The organism is Jonesia quinghaiensis DSM 15701 (genome assembly GCF_000423205.1).
In the GTDB taxonomy this organism is placed as follows: Bacteria; Actinomycetota; Actinomycetes; order Actinomycetales; family Cellulomonadaceae; genus Jonesia; species Jonesia quinghaiensis.
In genome coordinates, this window is record NZ_AUHN01000005.1 from 479,427 (window position 1) to 499,301 (window position 19,875).

General features: G+C 58.3%; 12 protein-coding genes. 6 read left to right on the plus strand and 6 right to left on the minus strand.

The annotated features are described in order from the left end of the window. Positions 1–5 precede the first annotated feature (5 nt). The gene (locus tag G538_RS15210; RefSeq protein WP_051196591.1) at positions 6–2,597 is read right to left on the minus strand and encodes a hypothetical protein; all 2,592 of its coding nucleotides are present in this window, start codon (positions 2,595–2,597) and stop codon (positions 6–8) included. 249 nt (positions 2,598–2,846) lie between these two features. Here G538_RS15210 and G538_RS17245 point away from each other — a divergent pair, with 249 nt between their 5' ends. From G538_RS17245 to G538_RS0105345, 3 genes are all read left to right on the plus strand, one after another. Next, entirely contained in the window at positions 2,847–4,730 is a 1,884-nt protein-coding gene (locus G538_RS17245) for a hypothetical protein (protein WP_051196592.1), read from the plus strand. 14 nt (positions 4,731–4,744) lie between these two features. After that, positions 4,745–5,755, plus strand: a complete 1,011-nt coding sequence (locus tag G538_RS0105340; protein WP_029068512.1) for a DUF8094 domain-containing protein — start codon at positions 4,745–4,747, stop codon at positions 5,753–5,755. Positions 5,756–5,840: 85 nt separating this feature from the next. Next, the gene (locus G538_RS0105345; protein ID WP_029068513.1) at positions 5,841–6,779 is read left to right on the plus strand and encodes a tetratricopeptide repeat protein; all 939 of its coding nucleotides are present in this window, start codon (positions 5,841–5,843) and stop codon (positions 6,777–6,779) included. 168 nt (positions 6,780–6,947) lie between these two features. Here G538_RS0105345 and glgB read toward each other — a convergent pair whose 3' ends face one another. From glgB to glgX, 4 genes are all read right to left on the minus strand, one after another. Further along, the gene (glgB, locus tag G538_RS0105350; RefSeq protein WP_029068514.1) at positions 6,948–9,176 is read right to left on the minus strand and encodes a 1,4-alpha-glucan branching protein GlgB; all 2,229 of its coding nucleotides are present in this window, start codon (positions 9,174–9,176) and stop codon (positions 6,948–6,950) included. Between the two features lie 16 nt (positions 9,177–9,192). Continuing rightward, positions 9,193–10,938 carry a maltose alpha-D-glucosyltransferase gene (treS, locus tag G538_RS15220; protein ID WP_084618117.1) on the minus strand — a complete coding sequence of 582 codons (1,746 nt, stop codon included), beginning with the start codon at positions 10,936–10,938 and terminating at the stop codon, positions 9,193–9,195. 17 nt (positions 10,939–10,955) lie between these two features. After that, a complete protein-coding gene (locus G538_RS0105360; protein WP_084618101.1) occupies positions 10,956–13,034 on the minus strand; it encodes an alpha-1,4-glucan--maltose-1-phosphate maltosyltransferase in 2,079 nt (692 codons plus the stop codon). 69 nt (positions 13,035–13,103) lie between these two features. After that, complete coding sequence (gene glgX, locus G538_RS0105365) at positions 13,104–15,344, minus strand: glycogen debranching protein GlgX (protein WP_029068516.1); 2,241 nt, start codon at positions 15,342–15,344, stop codon at positions 13,104–13,106. Positions 15,345–15,447: 103 nt separating this feature from the next. Between glgX and G538_RS0105370 the strand changes: the two genes are divergently transcribed. Together G538_RS0105370 and G538_RS0105375 are read left to right on the plus strand one after the other, a co-directional pair. Beyond that, entirely contained in the window at positions 15,448–16,254 is an 807-nt protein-coding gene (locus G538_RS0105370; protein ID WP_029068517.1) for an electron transfer flavoprotein subunit beta/FixA family protein, read from the plus strand. A gap of 11 nt (positions 16,255–16,265) precedes the next feature. Beyond that, positions 16,266–17,273: an electron transfer flavoprotein subunit alpha/FixB family protein gene (locus G538_RS0105375; protein ID WP_029068518.1), complete on the plus strand. Its 1,008-nt coding sequence runs from the start codon at positions 16,266–16,268 to the stop codon at positions 17,271–17,273. Positions 17,274–17,343: 70 nt separating this feature from the next. Here G538_RS0105375 and G538_RS0105380 read toward each other — a convergent pair whose 3' ends face one another. Then, a complete protein-coding gene (locus G538_RS0105380; protein WP_029068519.1) occupies positions 17,344–18,501 on the minus strand; it encodes an acyl-CoA dehydrogenase family protein in 1,158 nt (385 codons plus the stop codon). A gap of 116 nt (positions 18,502–18,617) precedes the next feature. Here G538_RS0105380 and G538_RS0105385 point away from each other — a divergent pair, with 116 nt between their 5' ends. Next, positions 18,618–19,835, plus strand: a complete 1,218-nt coding sequence (locus G538_RS0105385; RefSeq protein WP_029068520.1) for a cysteine desulfurase family protein — start codon at positions 18,618–18,620, stop codon at positions 19,833–19,835. Positions 19,836–19,875: the final 40 nt, after the last annotated feature.

Sequence of the window (19,875 nt, forward strand, 5' to 3'; positions counted from 1 at the left end):
TGGTTTTACCGCCCTGATTTCTTTGTCGCTGCAGAACCATTCACGGAGTCAGTGCCTTCTGCGCCGTCAGCGCTGTTCGCGGATTCGCTTGAATCAGTTGACGATGCTTTGTGTGGTGGCATGGGGACTGCTGAGAAACCATTGGCTGCGGACATGGGGGCAGGGCGCCCGGATGCCGCCTTGCGGGCAGCTTGGGCCGGTGTTTGGTAGCCCGGCGTGCTGGGCCCTACTTCTTTCTCTTCGTCGAGAATGTCCTCGACGAGTTCGGCGTCTTCTGCTTCTTCTTGTGCGTCTAGTGCGGGGTTGGTGGGGGCGTTGCGCGGGTCTTGATCGAGTTCGATGTCCGAGTCATCCTCGTCCATGTCATCGTCTGCGTCCTCGAGGTCACCTGCGTCTTCCCGGTCGCTGTTCTCGAGAGCGGCAGTACCATCTACATCGTCTTTGTCAGTGCTGTCGGCGCTGTCGGTGGTGTGGGCACTGCTGGTGTCAACGACGTCAATGGCGCGTGTTTCCACGTCGTGATCCGCGTTGTCGTTCGCCTCAGCGTGATCAATGGTGTGTGGTCCCTGGGCCTCGGCGGCGTCGTCACGTTCTTGCACGTCGTCACTAACTTCCATGCCCTGGACGCTGTCGGTGTCGTCGGTGTCGTCGGTGTCGTCAAGGTCAACGTCATCAACGTGGGTGTCGGTTGTCGTGACCTGTTCGTCATGGGCGCTGCTCACGCCCTCGCTTGGTGCAGCGTAGGTGGCGTTAAGACCATTGTCTGCAAGGTCTGCGTGCAGTTCTGCGGCGCGTTGCTCTTCTGCGGCCTGGAAGTTTTCTTCCACAACTGCAACCTTTTCCAGTGTCGCTTGGGAAGGCACAGTTTCGGCAGCCAAGATGGAACGCAACTCATCAAGGTACGTGGTGATGGATTCCTTTTGCCGCGCCAAGTCTTCCACTTGGCGGCGGGCAGTGGCGGTTGTGCGCTCTGCGGCGCGCTGAGCATCGAGAACAATGTCATCGGCTTGGTCGCGGGCATCGGCAACAATATTTTCCGCACTCAGGCGGGCACCATCTGTGGTGTCCTTCGCGTAGGAATCACTGTCGCGGCGAATCTTTTCAAAGGTTGCCAGCGCCTCGGCTGCGCGCTTTTCCGCTTCAGCTGCGTGGTGTTCCGCGTCGGCGATGAGCCGGTCGGTTTCTCCCTTGGTACGTGCGTGAAGTTGGGAGTCGGCCAGTTGCGCTTCTTCGTGGCGTTGCGCAATGTCAAGTTCTGCTTGCGCGAGTGACTTGCGTGCGTCATCGAGCATGGCGGTGGCTTCGGTGCGTGCCGCGTTCAGTGTTTCTTGTGCTGTGCGGTGCGCTTCAGAGATGACTCGTTCAATTTCTAGGCGAGTCTGTTCGCGTGCTTCTTGGATGTCTCGTTCCGTGGCAGAGCGCATCTCAGCCGTTTCACGGGTTACTTGATCGCGGATTTCAGCGGTTTCGCGAGTGGCTGTTTCTGTCAGGTGTGCTGCTTCGCGGCGCGCATTTTCCAATGCTTCGTTCGCTTCACGTGTGGTGTGTGTACGCAGTTCGCCTAGTTCTTGCTCAATGATTTGGCGTTGTTCGGCAATTTCTTGTTCTTGTGCTTGCCGGTATTGAGCGATTTCACGTTCGGTTGCTTGTCGTAGTTCGCCGAGTTCACGGTCAAGTTCGGTGCGACGCTCGTCGACTTCGCGTTGGATCATTGCGCGCAGCTGAGCTACGTCATTTTCCGTGGTTTGGCGAAGTTCTGTGGTTTCACGTTCGGTGGTCGATCGCAGTTGAGCGACGTATTCTTCGGTGCTTGACCGCAGCTGGGCTGTTTCTGCATCTGTTCTGTGACGCAGCGCAGTTGTTTCGGCTTCAGCGGACGACCGTAGGTTTGATACGTAAATTTGGGTTTCTTCACGCAGTGCCGTGGTTTCTTCAATGGCGTGTGCCCGCATTTCCTCAATGTCGCGTTCTGAAGAGACCCGGTATTCGGTGATTTCGCGCTGAGTTGTTGCGCGCAGGGTGCCGAGTTCGCGTTCCAATGATGTTCGGCGGTCTGTTTCTTCGGTCGCGATTGACGTGGAGATGCGTTGGGCTTCGCGTTCCGCGGAGCCCACGAGTTCTTCGGCGCGTCGCTCGGCAGATGTAAGAGAGCTTTCTGCGGCGTTATGCGCGGAGCGGCGAACTTCTTCTGCTTCACGGCGGGCAGCGGTGAGGACTTCCGCCGCTTCGCTTTCGGCGCGTGAACGCATCTGATGTGCAGCGGCTTCGGCCCGTGATGTGACGTCGTGGGCGTGGGTTTCAGCTTGGGTGAGGATGTCGCTGGATTGCTCTTCAGCGGAGCGCATCAACTGTTCGATGCGCGACCCCAGGCCCGAGTATGAAGGGCGTTCTGTCTCGTTAAGTTGCTGGGTGAGGTCGTTCAACTGTTGTTGGAGTTGCTCGTTGCGCGCGCGAACGCCGGCAGCTTCCTCGTGGAGTTGTTGTGCCTGAGCCTGTGTTTGCTCAATGGTCTGTTCAAGCGCACGTATCCGGCCGTCGACCTGTGTGCGGTCGTAGCCGCGCATCGCGATGGGGAATGTGGGACGGTCTTCAGCCACTTCTAGCCTCCAGGCTCATGATCTCTCCGTGTGGTGCGTGATCTATTCTAGAGAGGAGAAGAGGAAACGGCGCTGTGTCACGGCCGACCGCGCGTTTCTAGTGATCTAGAACACAACCATATGCCGAGTTTTTGCGTGTAGCGAATAGTCGTGAAGAGGTGTAGGCAAGGTTGTGCAGGTCGTGGTTGGCTTGGTCATACCCCTGACGTGCCCGGTAGTCTGGGGTGGTCGTCTCGAAGGGGCAATCCATTGCGCAAGAAGTTCTTACCTCTCTTTCTTATTGTCGTCGGTGTAGTGATCGCCGGTCTCGGTGTCGCTTCCGGCACAGTGTGGAAGCCTGATGAGGTTGTCACACTCACAGCCCCGAGTACCTCGGAGGCTCGCTACGTCATGACCGCACCCGGTGTCTTGGGGCAGGTCAGTGACGATGTCACCATCGTGGCTCGTGCCGGTGGTGAAGCAGAGGTGACCCTGGTTGTGGCCCGGGTCAATGATGCTCGCGGTTGGCTCGCTGACACGTCATACCAGGAAGTCAGCGGTGTTGCCTCGTGGGAGTCTTTGACCACGCGTCTGGTTGAGCCGGTGGAGGAAGAGCCTGCTGCGGACGGCGAAAATGCTGATGGTGAGGCGGCTGAAGACGCTGAGCCCGCAGATGATGAGCAGGCGAGTGAGGACTCAGCGGAGGAGGCTGAGCAAGACACAGGCCCGGCATTGACATCATCGGACATGTGGTTTGAGTCCGTATCTGGCGCTGGTCAAGTGCAAGTTCAATTGACCTCAGTCGAGGACCCCATTGTTGTTCTCGCAGGCAGTGATGGCGATGCGGCTCCTGAGTTGTCCATGACGTGGCAGCGTGAGGTGACAACTCCTCTTCTTGTGCCAGGGATCGTTGGCGGTGGTGTCCTTGCAGTGCTTGGCCTGCTGCTCCTCGTTGTCGTTTCGCGCCCGCGCAAATCTCAATCAGTTGAAGCTGTAGCCCCCAGCACTGGCCGTTCCGCTCGCTCAGTGCGTAGCGTTGCTCCACAGGGAGCGGAAGCTACCGCAGGTGCATCTCGTTCAGCAGCGCGTCGTTCAGGGCGTAGCGCGGCACGCGCCTCAGCCAAGAGCGCAACGTCAGCAGCGCCGGGCCAGCAACCAGCGCCCTGGGATGTTCCAACAACGAAAACCCCCACTGCCCCGGGTTCGCGCAGTGCTGACTTCGCGCCACAGCCGCAAGCGGGGGCAGGAGTCTCGCAGGTTTCAGCGGCATCATCCCGGTCGATGCCTAGTGCCACCTCGTCGATGAGTTCACACTCAGCACCTTCGGTTGCCAGTGCAGCTGGAGGGCAGCGACAACAGTTCGGTGCACCATCTGCGGCAGAGTCAGCCATGAACACAGCAGCTGGCATTTCCGCTAGAACGGGACAAATGCCAACCGTTGGGGGAGGGCAATCCTCCCCGTTCCCAGGTGCTCCGCAAGCGCGTCCCGTCGAAAATCCCCGTGACGGCTCAAACACCGGCTTGCCTTACGGGTTAACACCAGAGGCAGCCGCCATGTTGGACACAGGAACGCTTCAAGCAATCGGCTTCACCCGCAAAGAACTTCGCGAACTCACTGAAAAGCAGCGCAGGCCGAAGACGTCAGGTATTCCTACCGTCCCAGGCCAACAACCTGCGGGCGGAGAGTCGTGGTTGCCACGAGATTCACAAGCATCGGCATCGAGTTGGCGAGCTGCGTGGGGTCTCTCCCACGAAGCGACCCCCACTCCCGACACCAGAATGCGTCCGGGGCAGTATTCACACACGGACCAAGACGCTGCGGTTGTTGACGAGGCGCTTGCACGCCACCAAGATTCAGCTCCTCAGCAGCGTCCCACAGGGCAACCTGCTTATACGCCGACCCCGCGAAGTGAGGGAGTTGGGGGAGTGCCCCGCCCATCACAGTCACCAACCCAGGCCCCGCGTCAGCCGCGTCAGCAGCAGCAGCCTCAACAGGCTCCACAACAATCACCTTCCGCTCAACCACCTGCCACGCAACCAGGTGCGGCTCCCACAGATCACGATGCACCACGCCCCGGCACGCGACGGGCGCTGTACCAGTCATACCGTGAAGCTGCCGCAAAAATGGACAATGACAAGAACCGGCAAGCGTAAGGATTAATGCCACGATGAAAAACCCACGCCCTGCCCTCATTCGATCCACCGCTGCAATTCTTGCCTTAGCGTTGCTCACCGCGTGTACCCCAGAGTTGCCCCCGTTAGAGGTGGATCAAGAGCTCGTTGAAGCAGAGTTCCCTGTCCTGACGGAAAACCAAATGGCATCGATCGCCCAGACGGTCGGTGAAAGCCTCGGTGCAGCAGACGCAGAAAAAGACCCTGATGCTTTGGAAGATCGAGTGACCGGTCCGGCTTTAACGATCCGTGAAGCTGAATACAAAATCGCGAAAGCGCAGAAGAGTGACGACAGTTTGACGGAACTCCCGTCAACCATGCAATCAATCTTCATGACAACACGACAAACGTGGCCGCGTACTGTTTTTGGTGTTTCCGAGCGCCCGCAAAACCTCGAAGCTGAACGATTCGTCATTTACACGCAGGAATCAGCCCAAACAAACTATGAATTATGGGGCTGGTTCGCGCTGTTCCCCGGCATCACGGTGCCCACGTTTGCTGCCAGCGGTGTTGGAACCCAGGAAATCTCTGATCTTGACGAAACTCTTCAGGTGTCACCCGAAGAAGCTATCGACCAGTACGTCAGTTTGTTGAAGAAGCCTGCTGGTGACGCTAAAGAGGTCTTTGAAACGGAGAATGACACATTCGTTGATGAGATCTCCGATCTGCGCAAATACATGAAAGATGCTGCCAAACAGGTCGAGGGAACGTACAAAGAAACCATTAAACCCTCTGGTGACTGGCACGCCTTGAAAACTATTGATGGTGGCGCTGTTATCGTGACATCGCTGAACCTGTCGGGCACTCTCAAGGGCGAAAGCGGTGCGATTGTCACTCCATCGGCGATGGAGAAGGCGTTCTTGAAAAAGGGCACCAAGGCATCCAACGCATTGACCGTGAAGAGAACGGCTATCGTCGGGATTTATGTGCCGCCGAAGGAGCAGGCGGTCAAACCGCAGGCTCTTGGCCGTCTGTTGAAAACGACAGGCGCTTCAGTCCCTGATTAATCTGACATATCTGGGGTGTTGTGAGGCGCAAGCGTAGTGCTTGCGCCTCGTCCCCGTTCTATCCCTGAGACAGGAGAACACTGACATGAGTGAATCGGCGCAGTTTCCGTTGAGTGTCCGCGGTGCCGTGGATCTGTCATCACTGGCCGCCCCCGTAGCTTCTACGGCACCTACCCAGGGGCAAGCTCCTGCGGCTGGTGGTTTTGTCGTGGACTTGACGGAGGAGAGTTTCTCATCCGCCGTTCAGCAGTCCACTGAGGTTCCCGTCCTGGTCTTGCTGTGGGCGCCAGGAGACCAAAACTGTGTAGACCTGGCATCAACGCTGAGCCAGATTACTGACGGAATGAACGGCAAGTTCCTCCTGGGCCGGGTGGATGTCCAAGCGTGGCCACGTATCGCGGCGGCTTTCCAAATCCAAGATGTCCCTGCAGTCGTTGGGTTGATTGCTGGTCAACCGGTTCCTCTGTTTGTCGGAAACCACGATCATGGAACAGTTATTGGGGTTATTGACCAGTTCCTCCAGGCTGCTGAAGCGAACGGTGTGACTGGGGTGTTAGCGCCAGCAGAACCTCAAGAGGCGCAAGAGACCCAGGAACCACAGGAACCAGAACTGCCGCCATTGCACCAAGAAGCGTATGACGCGATTGAACGTAATGACTTTGATGCTGCGATCGCTGCGTACACGAAGGCGGTAAAACAAGACCCAAGTGATGCGATGGCTTCAGCTGGTCTTGCCCAAGTGGGGCTGCTTCAACGCACTGCCGATGCGGATCTTGGCGTAGTTCGTGATACTGCTGCGCGCGAACCGTTGAACGTCGAGGCACAGCTTGCTGTTGCGGATCTTGACATGATGGGCGGGAAAGTAGAAGACGCTTTGGACCGTCTGATCTCTTTGGTTCCTCAGGTCTTTGCCGAGGATCGCGAAGATGTTCGCAAACGCCTGGTGGACTACTTTGAGATTCTCGGTTCAGACGATGCCCGGGTTGCTCCTGCACGTCGTCGTTTGGCGTCAGCTCTGTTCTAAAGTGATTCACCCAGCAGGCACTGAACGGTGTTCATGAGTGTCTGTGTGAAGCGATAAATCCGCTGTCCGCGCTGTAGTACGCAATAGGGTGGGTCCCTCTTCGAAGAGGGACCCACCCCATTGCTTATCTTCCTCAGTTCACCGGTTGAATGTCACATGACAGGTACCTTAGCGACCGGTGACTGGCACAAGGTACTGCACACCAAGAGGTGGAACACGCAGGACAGCGGAGTGTTGTGCGCCGTCGCCCCAGGGGTGATCTTCAGCGGTGATTGGTGCTGTGTTGGTGACGCCGGATCCACCATAGGTGGCAGCATCCGTGTTCAAAATTTCGCGCCATTGCCCGCCGTGTGGCAGGGGTACACGGAACTCTTCGTGGGGGACTCCCGCAAAGTTCGCCACAACAACAACTGCGGGGAAGTTCGCTGAATGCCGCACCAAGGAGACTGTGTTGTGGTCTGAGTCGCGGTATTCCAGCCAGTTGAAGCCTTCTGGGCTGAAGTCCAACTCCCATAGTGCCGGTTGTGTTCGGTACACCTCGTTGAGGTCTCGCACGAGGTCACGCACACCACTGTGGTGTGGGTCGTTCAGTGATCCCCATTCGAGGGAGCCAGCTTCACGCCATTCGCCGCGCTGGGCGAATTCGCATCCCATGAACAGGAGTTGTTTGCCTGGGTGCGCCCACTGGTAGGCGTACAAGGATCGCACTCCGGCAAATTTTTGCCACTCGTCACCTGGCATTTTTCCAAAGATCGACCCTTTGCCGTGCACAACTTCGTCGTGGGAGATCGGTAGCAGGTATTGCTCAGAGAATGCGTAGTTGATGGTGTGGGTCAAGGTGCCATGGTGCCAGTGGCGGTTTACGGGTTCTTCTTGGATGTACCGCAAGGTGTCGTTCATCCACCCCATGTTCCATTTCAATCCGAAGCCGAGCCCGCCGCCGTGGGTGGGTGCGGTGACACCGGGGAATGCTGTGGATTCTTCGGCGATCATCATGATGCCGGGGTTTCGCCGGTATGCTGTGGCGTTCGCTTCTTGGAGGAACGCAATTGCTTCAAGGTTTTCCCGCCCACCGTGGCGGTTGGGTTGCCATTCTCCGTCGTTGCGTGAGTAGTCCAGGTAGAGCATGGATGCCACGGCATCAACACGCAGGGCATCGATGTGGAACTCTTCCAACCAGAAACTTGCATTGGCGACGAGGAAGTTCCGTACTTCGTTGCGGCCATAGTTGAAGATGAGTGTGCCCCAGTCGGGGTGCTCGCCTAGTTGTGGGTTGGGGTGTTCGTAGAGGCAGGTTCCGTCGAATCGGGCTAGAGCCCATTCGTCTTTGGGGAAGTGTGCGGGTACCCAGTCGAGGATGACCCCGATTCCTGCTTGGTGTAGTGCGTCAACGAGGTGTTTGAATTGGGCGGGTGAACCGAATCGTGAGGTGGGGGCGTAGTACGAGGTGACTTGGTAGCCCCATGACCCGCCGAAGGGGTGTTCCGCAACGGGGAGGAACTCGACGTGGGTGAAGCCCATGTCTTTGACGTGTGCCACTAGTTCTATGGCTGCTTGTTCGTAGCTGAGCCCTTGGCGCCATGAGCCGAGGTGGACCTCGTACACGGACATCGGCTGGGTGTGGGGGTCTGTGTGGGCGCGCCCTGCCATCCAACTGGTGTCTTGCCAGGTGTAATCCCCGTAGTTCACGATGCTTGCTGTGGCGGGTGGTACTTCTGTGGCGCGTGCCATGGGGTCGGCGCGGCGAACCCAGGTGTCATCAGCGGTGTGGATTTCGTATTTGTAGACGCTTCCTTCACCGACTCCGGGCAGGAATAGTTCCCACACGCCTGAGCTTCCGAGGCTGCGCATGGCGTGTGAGCGGCCATCCCACCCGTTGAAGTCACCGATGACTCGTACGGCGCGTGCTGTTGGTGCCCACACGGCGAAGGAGGTCCCGGTTACTTCACCAAATCCTGTGCGGTAGTGGCGTGCGTTTGCGCCCAGTACTGTCCAGAGTTGTTCGTGGCGGCCTTCTCGGATGAGGTGTTGGTCGAACTCGGTGACGGTGGGTAGGTACCGGTATGCGTCGTCAATGGTGTGTTCGCCGCTGCCGTAGTCCGTGGTGACGACGTATTCCGGTGCTGTGCCACCTGGTGCGGGGATGACCGCGACCCAGACTCCTTCGAGTTCATGGGTCATGGGGTAGGTGTCACGCGGGGTTTTGAGGGTGACGCTGACGGCGAGGGGGCGGGAGACGCGCACTGTCGCCCATTGGGTGCTGGTTGTCCGTTCCGGGGTGTGGACGTGGGGCCCGAGGACACTGTGCGGCGCATGGTGGGTGCCATGCGCGATGCGTGTCAGTGTCTCGGGGTCCACTGTCAGTGGAATGGGGGCTGTGCTGGGTCGAGTGGGCATCGGGTTCCTTGTGCGCTTAGATGTTCGCTGGGTCTGGCACGGACAGGACGGCGAGCCAGTAGAACTCACGTGATCCGAGCATGACAGACAGGTGATCTGTGTCGTCAACGTGTCCTACAACGGCGCCACCAAAAATATCGACGACGCTGTATCCGGCTTTGCCTGGCATGTGGACGCGGCCAGATCGGGCGGTGGCTGCGAAGTTCACGATGCAGGTGATGGTTTCGTCGTCTGTGTAGCGCGTGTAGGCGAAGAGTGATTCGTTGTCGCAGTCCAGGGCGGCGTATTCTCCGGCACCAAATGCGGCGTGGCGCTTTCGTACGGCGAGCATGCCGCGCATCCAGTGCAGGAGGGAGGTGGGTTGTTCAACTTGTGCTTCAACGTTGATGGAGCGGTAGTTGTACACCAGTGATTGGACAACGGGAAGGTAGAGCTTGCCGGGGTCTGCCCCGGAGAACCCGGCGTTGCGGTCGGGTGTCCATTGCATGGGGGTGCGCACGGAGTCCCGGTCTTCGAGCCAGATGTTGTCGCCCATGCCGATTTCGTCACCGTAGTACAGGCAGGGGCTTCCGGGCAGGGACAGGAGCAGTGCGTTGGCGAGCTCGATTTCTTTGCGGGAGTTGTCGAGTAGCGGTGCTAGGCGGCGTCTGATTCCCACGTTGGCGCGCATCCGTGGGTCGGGTGCGAACCAGCGGTACATGGAGGCGCGTTCTTCAGTGGACACCATTTCGAGGGTTAGTTCGTCGTGGTTGCGCAGGAATGTTCCCCATTGTTGCCCGCCGGTGAGGGCGGGGGTGTCGTTGAGGATGTCGATGATTTGGCGCGCTTTACCGTCTTTGAGTGCGTAGTAGATGCGGGGCATGACGGGAAAGTGGAAGCACATGTGGCATTCGGGTTCTTCTTCTGTCCCGTAATAGTGGATGACGTCTTCGGGCCACTGGTTTGCTTCGGCGAGCATGATGCGACCTGGGAACTCGTTGTCGAGCATTTTCCGCAGGTCGCGCAGGAACGCGTGTGTTTCTGGGAGGTTTTCGCAGTTGGTGCCTTCTGCTTCGAAAAGGTAAGGCACTGCGTCGAGGCGGAAACCGTCGACACCTTGTGAACACCAGAATCGGGCGACGTCAATCATCGCTTCTTGGACTGCTGGGTTTTCGAAATTGAGGTCAGGTTGGTGGTGGAAGAACCGGTGCCAGTAGTACTGGCGGCGTACTGGATCGAAGGTCCAGTTGGAGGTTTCGGTGTCGGTGAAGATGATTCGAGCGTCGGAGTATCGAGTGTTGTCGTCACTCCATACGTAGAAGTCGCCGTAGGGGCCTTCTGGGTCATGGCGTGATGATTGGAACCACGGGTGTTGGTCTGAGGTGTGGTTCATGACCAAGTCAATGATGATCCGAATGCCGCGGCGGTGGGCTTCGGTCATGAGTTCTTGGAAGTCTTCCATTGTGCCCAGTTGAGGGGCTATGGAGGTGTAGTCTGCGACGTCGTATCCGCCGTCCCTCAGGGGGGAGGGGTAGAACGGGGGAAGCCACAGGCAGTCGACGCCTAACCATTCGAGGTAGTCCAGGCGGGCAATGAGTCCGCGGAGGTCCCCGGTGCCACTGTTGGTGGTGTCGTTGAAGGCGCGGATAATCACCTCATAGAACACAGCCGTTTTGTACCAGTTCGGGTCGTTGGACAGCCCCGAGGTCTCGCCAGATACGCCAGGGAACTGGGTCACTGAGTTGAGGTAGGGGTTGATCCCCCCGATGGGGCTGGGGTTCATGAAATCAGATGATTGAGTCACAGGGGCCTCACGTGGATGATGTGTGCACAGTTAGCAATAGGGTCGAGCCGAACGAAGGCCTGTCTCCCCCAGTCGAAGGCCTGCCCAGTCAGCAGGTCATGTGCACGAAACGCCGGTTGCCCGATGTCTGCCACGTCATTGGAGAAGCCGAGGGCTTCGAGGTCTAGCCACACCGTCCCCTCGCGGGTGTTGTGTGGGTCGAGATTCACGACCGTGATGATGGTGTTATCTTTCCCGTCGGCGAAAGCTGCAGGGAGGTGAGAGGAAAACGCCAGAATATTGTCATCACTAGTGTGGTGAACGGTCACGTTCCGTAATTGCTGAAGTGCAGGATTATTTCGGCGGATCTCATTGAGTTTTGTTAACAGTGGTGCAATCCCGATGTCTTGGGCTTTGCCCCAGTCTCGGGAAGTGTACTGGTACTTTTCGTTGTTGATAAGTTCTTCGGCACCCGGACGCGGTGTGCGTTCTGCCAGTTCATAGCCACTATAGATGCCCCATAGCGGTGAGGCGGTAGCCGCGATGACTGCGCGAATAGCGAACGCTGGTACGCCGCCGTGTTGCAAGTAGGGTGGCAAAATGTCGTGAGTGGTGGGCCAAAATGACGGCCTCATGGAGGATCCAGCTGGTCCAGACACTTCACGAATGTAGGTTTCTAGTTCTTGCTTGGTGTTGCGCCACGTGAAGTACGTGTAGGACTGGTGGAATCCGATGTCCGCGAGGGTGCGCATCATCGCAGGCTTGGTGAATGCCTCCGAGAGGAATATCACGTCGGGGTTTGTGGCGTGCACGGCAGCGAGGAGCCGTTCCCAAAAGTTCAAGGGCTTTGTGTGTGGGTTGTCTACCCTAAAAGCAGTGACACCGTGTGAAATCCAGAGTCGAATAATCCGTAAAATCTCGACATAAATTCCCTCGGGATCATTGTCGAAATTCAAGGGGTATATGTCTTGGTATTTTTTGGGAGGATTCTCTGCGTACGCGATGGAGCCGTCAGCGCGGGTGGTGAACCAGTTGGGGTGTTCAGTGACCCAGGGGTGGTCAGGTGAGCATTGCAGTGCGATGTCCAATGCCACTTCCATGCCGTGACTGCGAGCTTTTTCGACAAAGAAATCGAAATCCTCGAATGTCCCGAGGTCCGGGTGGATAGCGTCGTGCCCGCCGTCGGGTGAACCGATCCCATAGGGGGAACCGGGGTCGTTGGGTCCAGCAGTCAGGGTGTTATTTGGGCCTTTGCGGTTTGTGGTGCCAATGGGGTGGATTGGCGTGAGGTAGATGGTGTCAAAACCCATCTGTGCAATGTCAGTGAGGCGCTGGGTCGCTGTGCGTAAGGTCCCGGACCGCCATGTGCCATCTTCTAGCTCGACAGCGCCTTCAGAACGTGGGAAAAACTCGTACCACGATGAGAACAACGCCCGCTTGTGCGACACCGTGATGGGGTAGGTGGGGGATGAGGTGACCTGCTCACGCAGTGGCGCACGGTAGCGCATGATCGATGACAGTGCTGGTGCGGTTGCTACCTCAAAACGTTCTTGTGGTGTAACTGAGGTGTCTTTCAGTACACGGATGGCGTCACGTAGCGATGCGCGTTCAACAGGTGTGAGGCCTCGTTGACGTGCTGCTTTGGTGAAGAGCGCAACGCCTTCGAGGCACATCAATTCTGCGTCGATGCCAGCAGCGATTTTTACCCCAGCATCGTGCTCCCAGGTCCCGTAAGGGTCTGACCAGCCTTCAACACGAAGTTTCCAGCGTCCGGTTTCGGTGGGGGCTAAAAACCCTTGGAAGCGGTCAAGCCCTGGGGCAATGTCGACCATGCGTGCGGTGATTTTTTTACCGCGCGGCGAGGTCAACACTGCGGTGGCTGCCACCGCATCATGTCCTTCTCGAAACACGGTCGCTTCGACGGGGATCATTTCGCCCACGACAGCTTTCGCTGGCCATCGCCCTTCGGCGATGACCGGCGAGACATCAATGACCGGAATCCGGCCGATGCCCGTGATGTCTGTGGCGCGGTGTGCTGGGGTCACTGCTGCTGCACGGCGGCGTTGTTGGGTCACAGGGACAACGCTACCGAACATCTGGAGTGATTTCGCCCTGGTCGGGCAGGTGTCTGGAAACAGTGGTGAAGATATGTCTGTGCTGGTAGATTACGCCTCCGCTGGCGCGACATAGAGTTGCAGTGTCAATGGCTCTAGTGCTACCTCAGCTCCGGGTCCGAGTGGCACATCGCGTGCTTCATCGGGTGTGTCGGGGCGTTCCCACTCGCTGGACCATGCCATGTGCCATGAACGCATCGAGTTTTGTTTCGGTAGTGTCGCGCTGACGGGTTCGAGGGTTCCGTTGACGATGAGGAGGACATGGGGGTCTGCTTCATCGCCGGTTCCTGGAATACGCCCGCGGCGGAACATTTGGAAGATTCGCGTTCCGGGGTCATTCCATTGGTCTTGGGTTAGAGGGCTGCCGTCGGTGCCGTACCACCCGAGGTCGGGTTGGTGGTCATCATCGTGGGCTTGTGGCCCACCGGAGAAGAAGTCCTCAACGCGCAGGGCAGGGTGTTCACGCCGTAGCTCGAGGAGATAGCGGGTGGTGTCTTGGAGGTCGCGACGCCAATCGTTGAGTTCCCATGACATCCACGAGATCTCATTGTCTTGGCAGTAGGCGTTGTTGTTCCCTCGTTGGGTGCGCCCACGTTCGTCTCCTGCGGTGAGCATGGGTGTTCCTGCGGAGAGCAGCAGGGTTGCTAAGAGGTTGCGAATAGACCGGCGTCTTGTGGGGGCAATGACGTGCGATGAGTCGTCGGGGGACAGTGGACCCTCAACGCCGTGATTCCACGATTGGTTATCGTTGTTGCCGTCACGCCCGTCTTCACCGTTGGCCTCATTATGTTTATGGTCGTATGCCACGAGGTCGGCAAGCGTAAACCCGTCGTGAGCGGTGACGAAGTTTATTGAGGCTACAGTTCCGCGCGCTAATGGCGGGTCGGAGTGACCAAAGAGGTCTGCAGACCCTGCCAGGCGGGTGGCGAGTTCTCTAATACCAGACCCACGATGCCCGTGCGACAGCGCCCGCGCATCGGATAGCCAGAACCCGCGTACACAGTTACGGTAACGGTCGTTCCATTCGGCAACAGGAGCACCAAAGTTCCCAGTTTGCCACCCGCCTGGGCCAATATCCCAAGGTTCTGCAATGATTTTCGCTTGAGACAGAACAGGGTCGGTTTGCATGGACACAAGGAACGGGTGGTTCGGGTTGAAGCCTTCAGGGTCCCTAGCGAGGGTCACCGCTAGGTCAAGTCGAAACCCATCAACATCGAAGGTGGTCATCCAGTAGCGCATCGAATCAAGTGCCATTTGAACAACGCGAGGACGCGAAAAGTCGAGGGTGTTTCCACACCCGGTGACATCAGCGAAACTTGCGGGGGTCGCTCCATCGTGGAGGTAGTACCCCGTTGCATCCAATCCGCGCCAGGAGACATGTTGCCCACCGGTGCCACCTTCACAGGTGTGGTTGTACACAACATCAAGGATCACTTCAATCCCTGCCGCGTGCAGGGATTGGACCATCGCTTTGACTTCATCAATCACCGCATGGCCCCCAGCGTCACGTGCCGCTTGGGTGGCGTATGGTGCGTGCGGTGCAAAGAATCCGAGTGTGTTGTAACCCCAGTAGTTCGTGAGGTTTTTGTCAATCAAATGCGGTTCAGACTCAAAAGCATGGATAGGGAGCAATTCAATGGTGGTGATCCCCAGCTCTGTGAGGTGTCGTACCGTCGCTTCATGCCCGATGCCCGCATAAGTACCCCGTAAATCTTCCGGCACATCTGGGTTCAGTTGAGTCAGGCCGCGCACATGCGCTTCATAAATGACTGTGTCTTGCCAAGGAACGCGGGGCCGAGTGGACGTTTGTGTCGGTAACGACGGAACAACAATGCTGTGCGGGACCATGTCTACGGTGTCGCGCGGGTCAGCTAAACCGTGAATGTCACCGTCACGTGAGTGGTCTTCAGTGAAATGGAGAAGATAACCATAGGTGGCCTCGTCATATGACAAGTCACCGTCGAGAGCCCGCGCATAAGGGTCAACGAGAAGTTTGGCTGCATTGTGCCGGAACCCAGATCGGGGATCCCACTTGCCGTGTACCCGGAACCCATACCGGGTCCCTAAGGGAACATCGTCAACAAATCCATGCCACACCCCATAACTTTTCTGGGTCAGTGGCATCCGGCGCTCTTCCCACGGGGAACCAGAGGTTTCAGCCGGAGTAAGGACACAAAAATCGACAGCGTCGGCGTGTGCGGCATGTACCGCAACATCAACACCGCCATCACGTGGATGCACGCCAAGCGCAGGAACCGGGATGCGGGATGGATCGCCAACATAAGTTGTCATACATCTATTGTCGCAAAGTCCAGGCGGACCTCAACGTTGGAGGTACCCAAGTGCATGTAGGCTGAGCACTGGACCAATCGGAACGACGAAAGAGTTGCACGCGATGAGAATCGTGGTACCTGTCAAGCACGTCCCAGACATTCACTCAGACCGCAGCTTTACCGAGGAAGGTCGCGTGGCGCGCGGGGTAGAGAACGGCACACTCAACGAACTCGATGAGAACGCTATCGAATGCGCGCTGCAACTTGTCGAAGCAGCAGGCCCAGAGCACCGAGCCGCACACGAAGTGATCGTTGTCACCGTTGGCCCCACCGAAGCTGAAGGCGCACTCCGCAAAGCCTTCCAACTCGGCGCGGACACCGGCGTCCATGTCACTGACCCAGCAATTGGTGGGTCTGACGTCTTTGGAACCGCCACAGCAGTGGCCGCCGCCATCAGGAAACTGAGCGAATCCGGCCCCATCGACCTCATCATCACTGGCATGGCAGCACTTGATGGCCTCGGGTCAGTTATCCCCAGCCTGCTCGCAGCAGAACTCGAACTTCCCCAACTCACACTGGGTACCCGCTTTGAATTCAGCGACGGCATGGTGGAAGTAACCCGCGAACTCGACGGAGTTACCGAAGTCATCACCGCACCAGCGCCAGCTGTGGTATCGGTCACAGATCATGTGAACACCCCCCGCTACCCCAACTTCAAACTCATCATGGCAGCCCGCACCAAAGAGATCATCCAATGGTCCCTCACAGACATTGCCTTGAACCCCAACGACGTCGGTGAAGCAGCAGCCCGCACCCACGTTGTCAAAAGCGCACCCCGCCCCCCACGCGACATCACCCCACCCGTGGTGGACAAAGGCGACGGCGGCCTCGCCCTCGCCCGCTACCTGATCGACAACGACCTCATCTAGGGGCACACACCATGACAACACCAAACATCCTCGTCCTCCTTGACACAGCAGACACCCAACTCACCTCAGCAGGGCTCGAACTACTCACCCTCGCCAACACCCTGGGAACACCCGTTGCTGTGTCATTCCACGAACCGTCAGCTACCGCACTGGAACAAGTACGCACCTACGGCGTCTCCCGGTTCCTGGTCGCAGCACTTGACGGTGACATCAGCCCACACATCACCCCAGCGGCAGCAGAAGCGCTCGCGGGCGTGGTGAAAGAAACCACTGCCCGGGTAGTTTTGGCCTCACCAACTTTCCAAAACAAAGAGGTTGTCGCCCGCTTGGCTCACGCCATTGGTGCCGGGCTTGTTATTGACACAGTCACTGTTGGTTTTGAAGGCGACGATTTTGTCGGCTACAAGCGAGTGTTCGCTGGGTCGTGGGACATCGACTGCAAGGTTGTCACAGACGTTGCCGTTGCCACTGTGCGAGCCAACGCTGTGATCCCTACGCCGCCCGCCCAGCCGGCTGCTGACGTCCAGGTAGAAACCGTCACTGTGACCCCGTCAGCCCTTGCCACGTCGGTGTCACTTGTTTCACGCACCGTTCACCCGCCAATTCACGGCGGAGTGGGTCGCCCCCGCTTGGCTGAAGCTCCCTATGTTGTGGCAGGCGGCCGGGGCACACTGGGTGACTTTTCTCAGGTGGAGGAACTCGCTGATGCGTTGGGCGGCGCCGTTGGCGCAACCCGTGACGCTGTTGACGAAGGCTGGATTGAGCACGATGCGCAGATTGGCCAAACTGGTGTAACTGTTGCCCCACGTGTGTATATCGGTGCTGGAATTTCTGGTGCACCTCACCACCGTGGTGGGATGCAAGCATCCGGGGTGATCGTGTCGGTGAACTCTGACCCGGATTGCCCGCTCTTCGAAATCAGCGACTTCGCTGTTGTAGGTGAACTGCAAGACGTGCTGCCACAAGCTGCAGCAGCGATCCGTGAGTACAAAGCATCGCAGGGTGAAGCCTCCGCCTAAGGACATACTGTCTAACACAACCGGTGGGGTGGGATCTGTTTTCAGATCCCACCCCACCGGTATGTGGCACCTACGTCGTTGGCCCCAGCAGGGTAGTAGCCCAAGCGTTGTGCACTGATTCATCGTCGCTGGGGTGGAACAGCCCGGCGAGTACGTCCCGGTAGAGGCGGGAGAGTTCGCTGCGGTTAAAGTACGAGGACCCACCTGATACGCGCACCGCCTTATTGACAACATCGAGTGCGGTTTCAGTGGCCCGGGATTTAATGGCAGACAACTGCGGGAACCACATGGCCCCGCGGTCTACCCCAGCATCCAGGTCTCTTGCTGCGAGGGTAATTTGCGGGTAGATCGCGTCCAAAGCGATCGCCGCGTCAGCAAGTTTCCAGCGGATTGCTGGGTCTTGGTCGTAGGTGGTGCCTGTTGCCTTTGAGGTGCGCCGTTGAACGGTGGCAACTGCGACGTCGAGGGCTCGCTGGGCGACACCGGTGTACACGGAAGCCAAGAGCACTTCGAACGTCGAAAAAATCCCGAAAATCATGGGGTCTGCGCTGGGGCCGGGAGGTAGCCGCCGTACGATGCGCTCCGCCGGTGCTAGCGCACCATGTAGCGTGGTGGTGCAAGAAAACGACGCGCGCATACCGAGGGTGTCCCAGTCATCAGCGATGGTGACTCCAGCAGGGTCACGGTCCACAAAACCCCACACGTTGATGGGGTTTTGTGGGTCGGTGTTGTCTACCCCAAATGTTCCCAGCCGGGTCCATGCAGGGGAAAGTGACGTAAAGATTTTGGTACCAAAAAATGCGCACCCTCCGTGCCCGTCAGGGGTAGCGCGAGTGTCTGAACCAAAGAGCACGAGGTCATTTCCGGCTTCAGAGACGCCAAAAGCAAACAGCTCACCGCGCGCCGCATCACGCAACACAAAATCCATGGAGGAGTCACCGGTGCGGTGAACAGCGCGGGCAACTCCCACCCACACGTGGTGCATATTGATAGCTAGGGCGGTAGCTGGTGCAGCACCTGCTAATCGCATCTGTTCCTGTGTCATGTCTTCAAGGCTTAATCCGCTGCCGCCGAATTCTTGCGGCACGAACGCCGCCAAGTATCCGGCCGCGCGCAGTTCCTCAAGGTCTTCGTGGAAAAACGTGTTGGTGCGGTCATACTCACCCGCACGCCCACGCACTGACTCCAACACATCGTTACTCAGGAAACTCACGTCACCCTCCACCATTCTTGAGATATCTGGCTGATCTCCTGCCGATGCTACCCGCCATAGCCAAGAGCCCTCCCGTTGGCCGTGTCACACTCACCGGGCAGTGTCAGATCAAACCACTAGACTTAATCGCTGTGAAGCCCGCACGCATCAGTTACCTCGACCACGCTGCCACCACACCTATGGCGCCAGCGGCGATCGAGGCCTACGCAGAACAACTCCGGGTTGTCGGTAACCCGTCCTCCCTCCACGCTGCTGGTCGCCGAGCACGCAGCGTCGTTGAAGCAGCCCGCGAAGAGCTCGCCACAATTTACGGTTGCCGGCCCAGCGAAGTCATCTTCACGTCCGGAGGAACCGAAGCTGACAACCTCGCACTTACTGGTGTTTACCGGGCCCGGCGTGCCGCTGACCCCCAGCGCACACGCATCATCATCTCCGCGATAGAGCACCACGCAATCCTTGACCCAGCCCAAGCGCTCGCCACTAATGAAGGCGCGCACCTGGTTGTTTTACCTGTGGATGCCAACGGACTGGTGGACTGCGAAGCTTTGCGCCGTGAACTGGCAGACCACGCGCAAGAGACCGCGCTGATCTCAGTCATGTGGGCGAACAACGAGGTGGGAACAATCCAACCCATCCGCGACATCACTGCACTAGCACACCAGCATGGTGTACCGGTGCACAGTGACGCAGTCCAGGCCGCTGGCCACTTGTCCCTTGATTTCGCGGCCAGTGGGTTAGATGCCATGACCATTACCGCCCATAAGGTTGGTGGGCCGGTGGGGGTGGGTGCCCTCATTGCTCGACGTGAACTCACCCTCGCGCCTCTTCTGCATGGGGGTGGCCAAGAACGCCAAGTGCGATCAGGCACAATTGATGCCGCAGCCATCCATGCTTGGCGTGTTGCCGCCGCCGATCTCGCAAAGAACCTCACTCAACGCACCACAAATGAACAGCACCTCCGTGACCGCCTCATCGCAGGCATCCTGAAGTCTGTGCCTGACGCAACCCTGCGCGGCATTGATCCTACCGGCCCTGACGCGCACCTTCGGCTTAGTTCGATCGTGCACTTCACGTTCACGGGGTGCGAGGGTGACTCCCTGATTTACCTTCTCGACTCCCATGGTGTCCAGGCGTCGACCGGCTCAGCGTGCCAAGCGGGAATACCGCAACCCTCCCACGTGTTGCTCGCCATGGGACTCGACGAGCTCACTGCCCGTGGAGCCCTGCGCTTCTCCCTCGGTGCAAGCAGCACCCAAGAGGACATTGACCACGTTATGAGCGTTCTTCCACTCGTGGTGGAACGCGCACGCAGGGCAGGTTTAGCAACCACTGCCCCTGCCCGTTCGTAGCATGACCTGTTGTTGCCGATGGCAACGCAGCAATACTTGA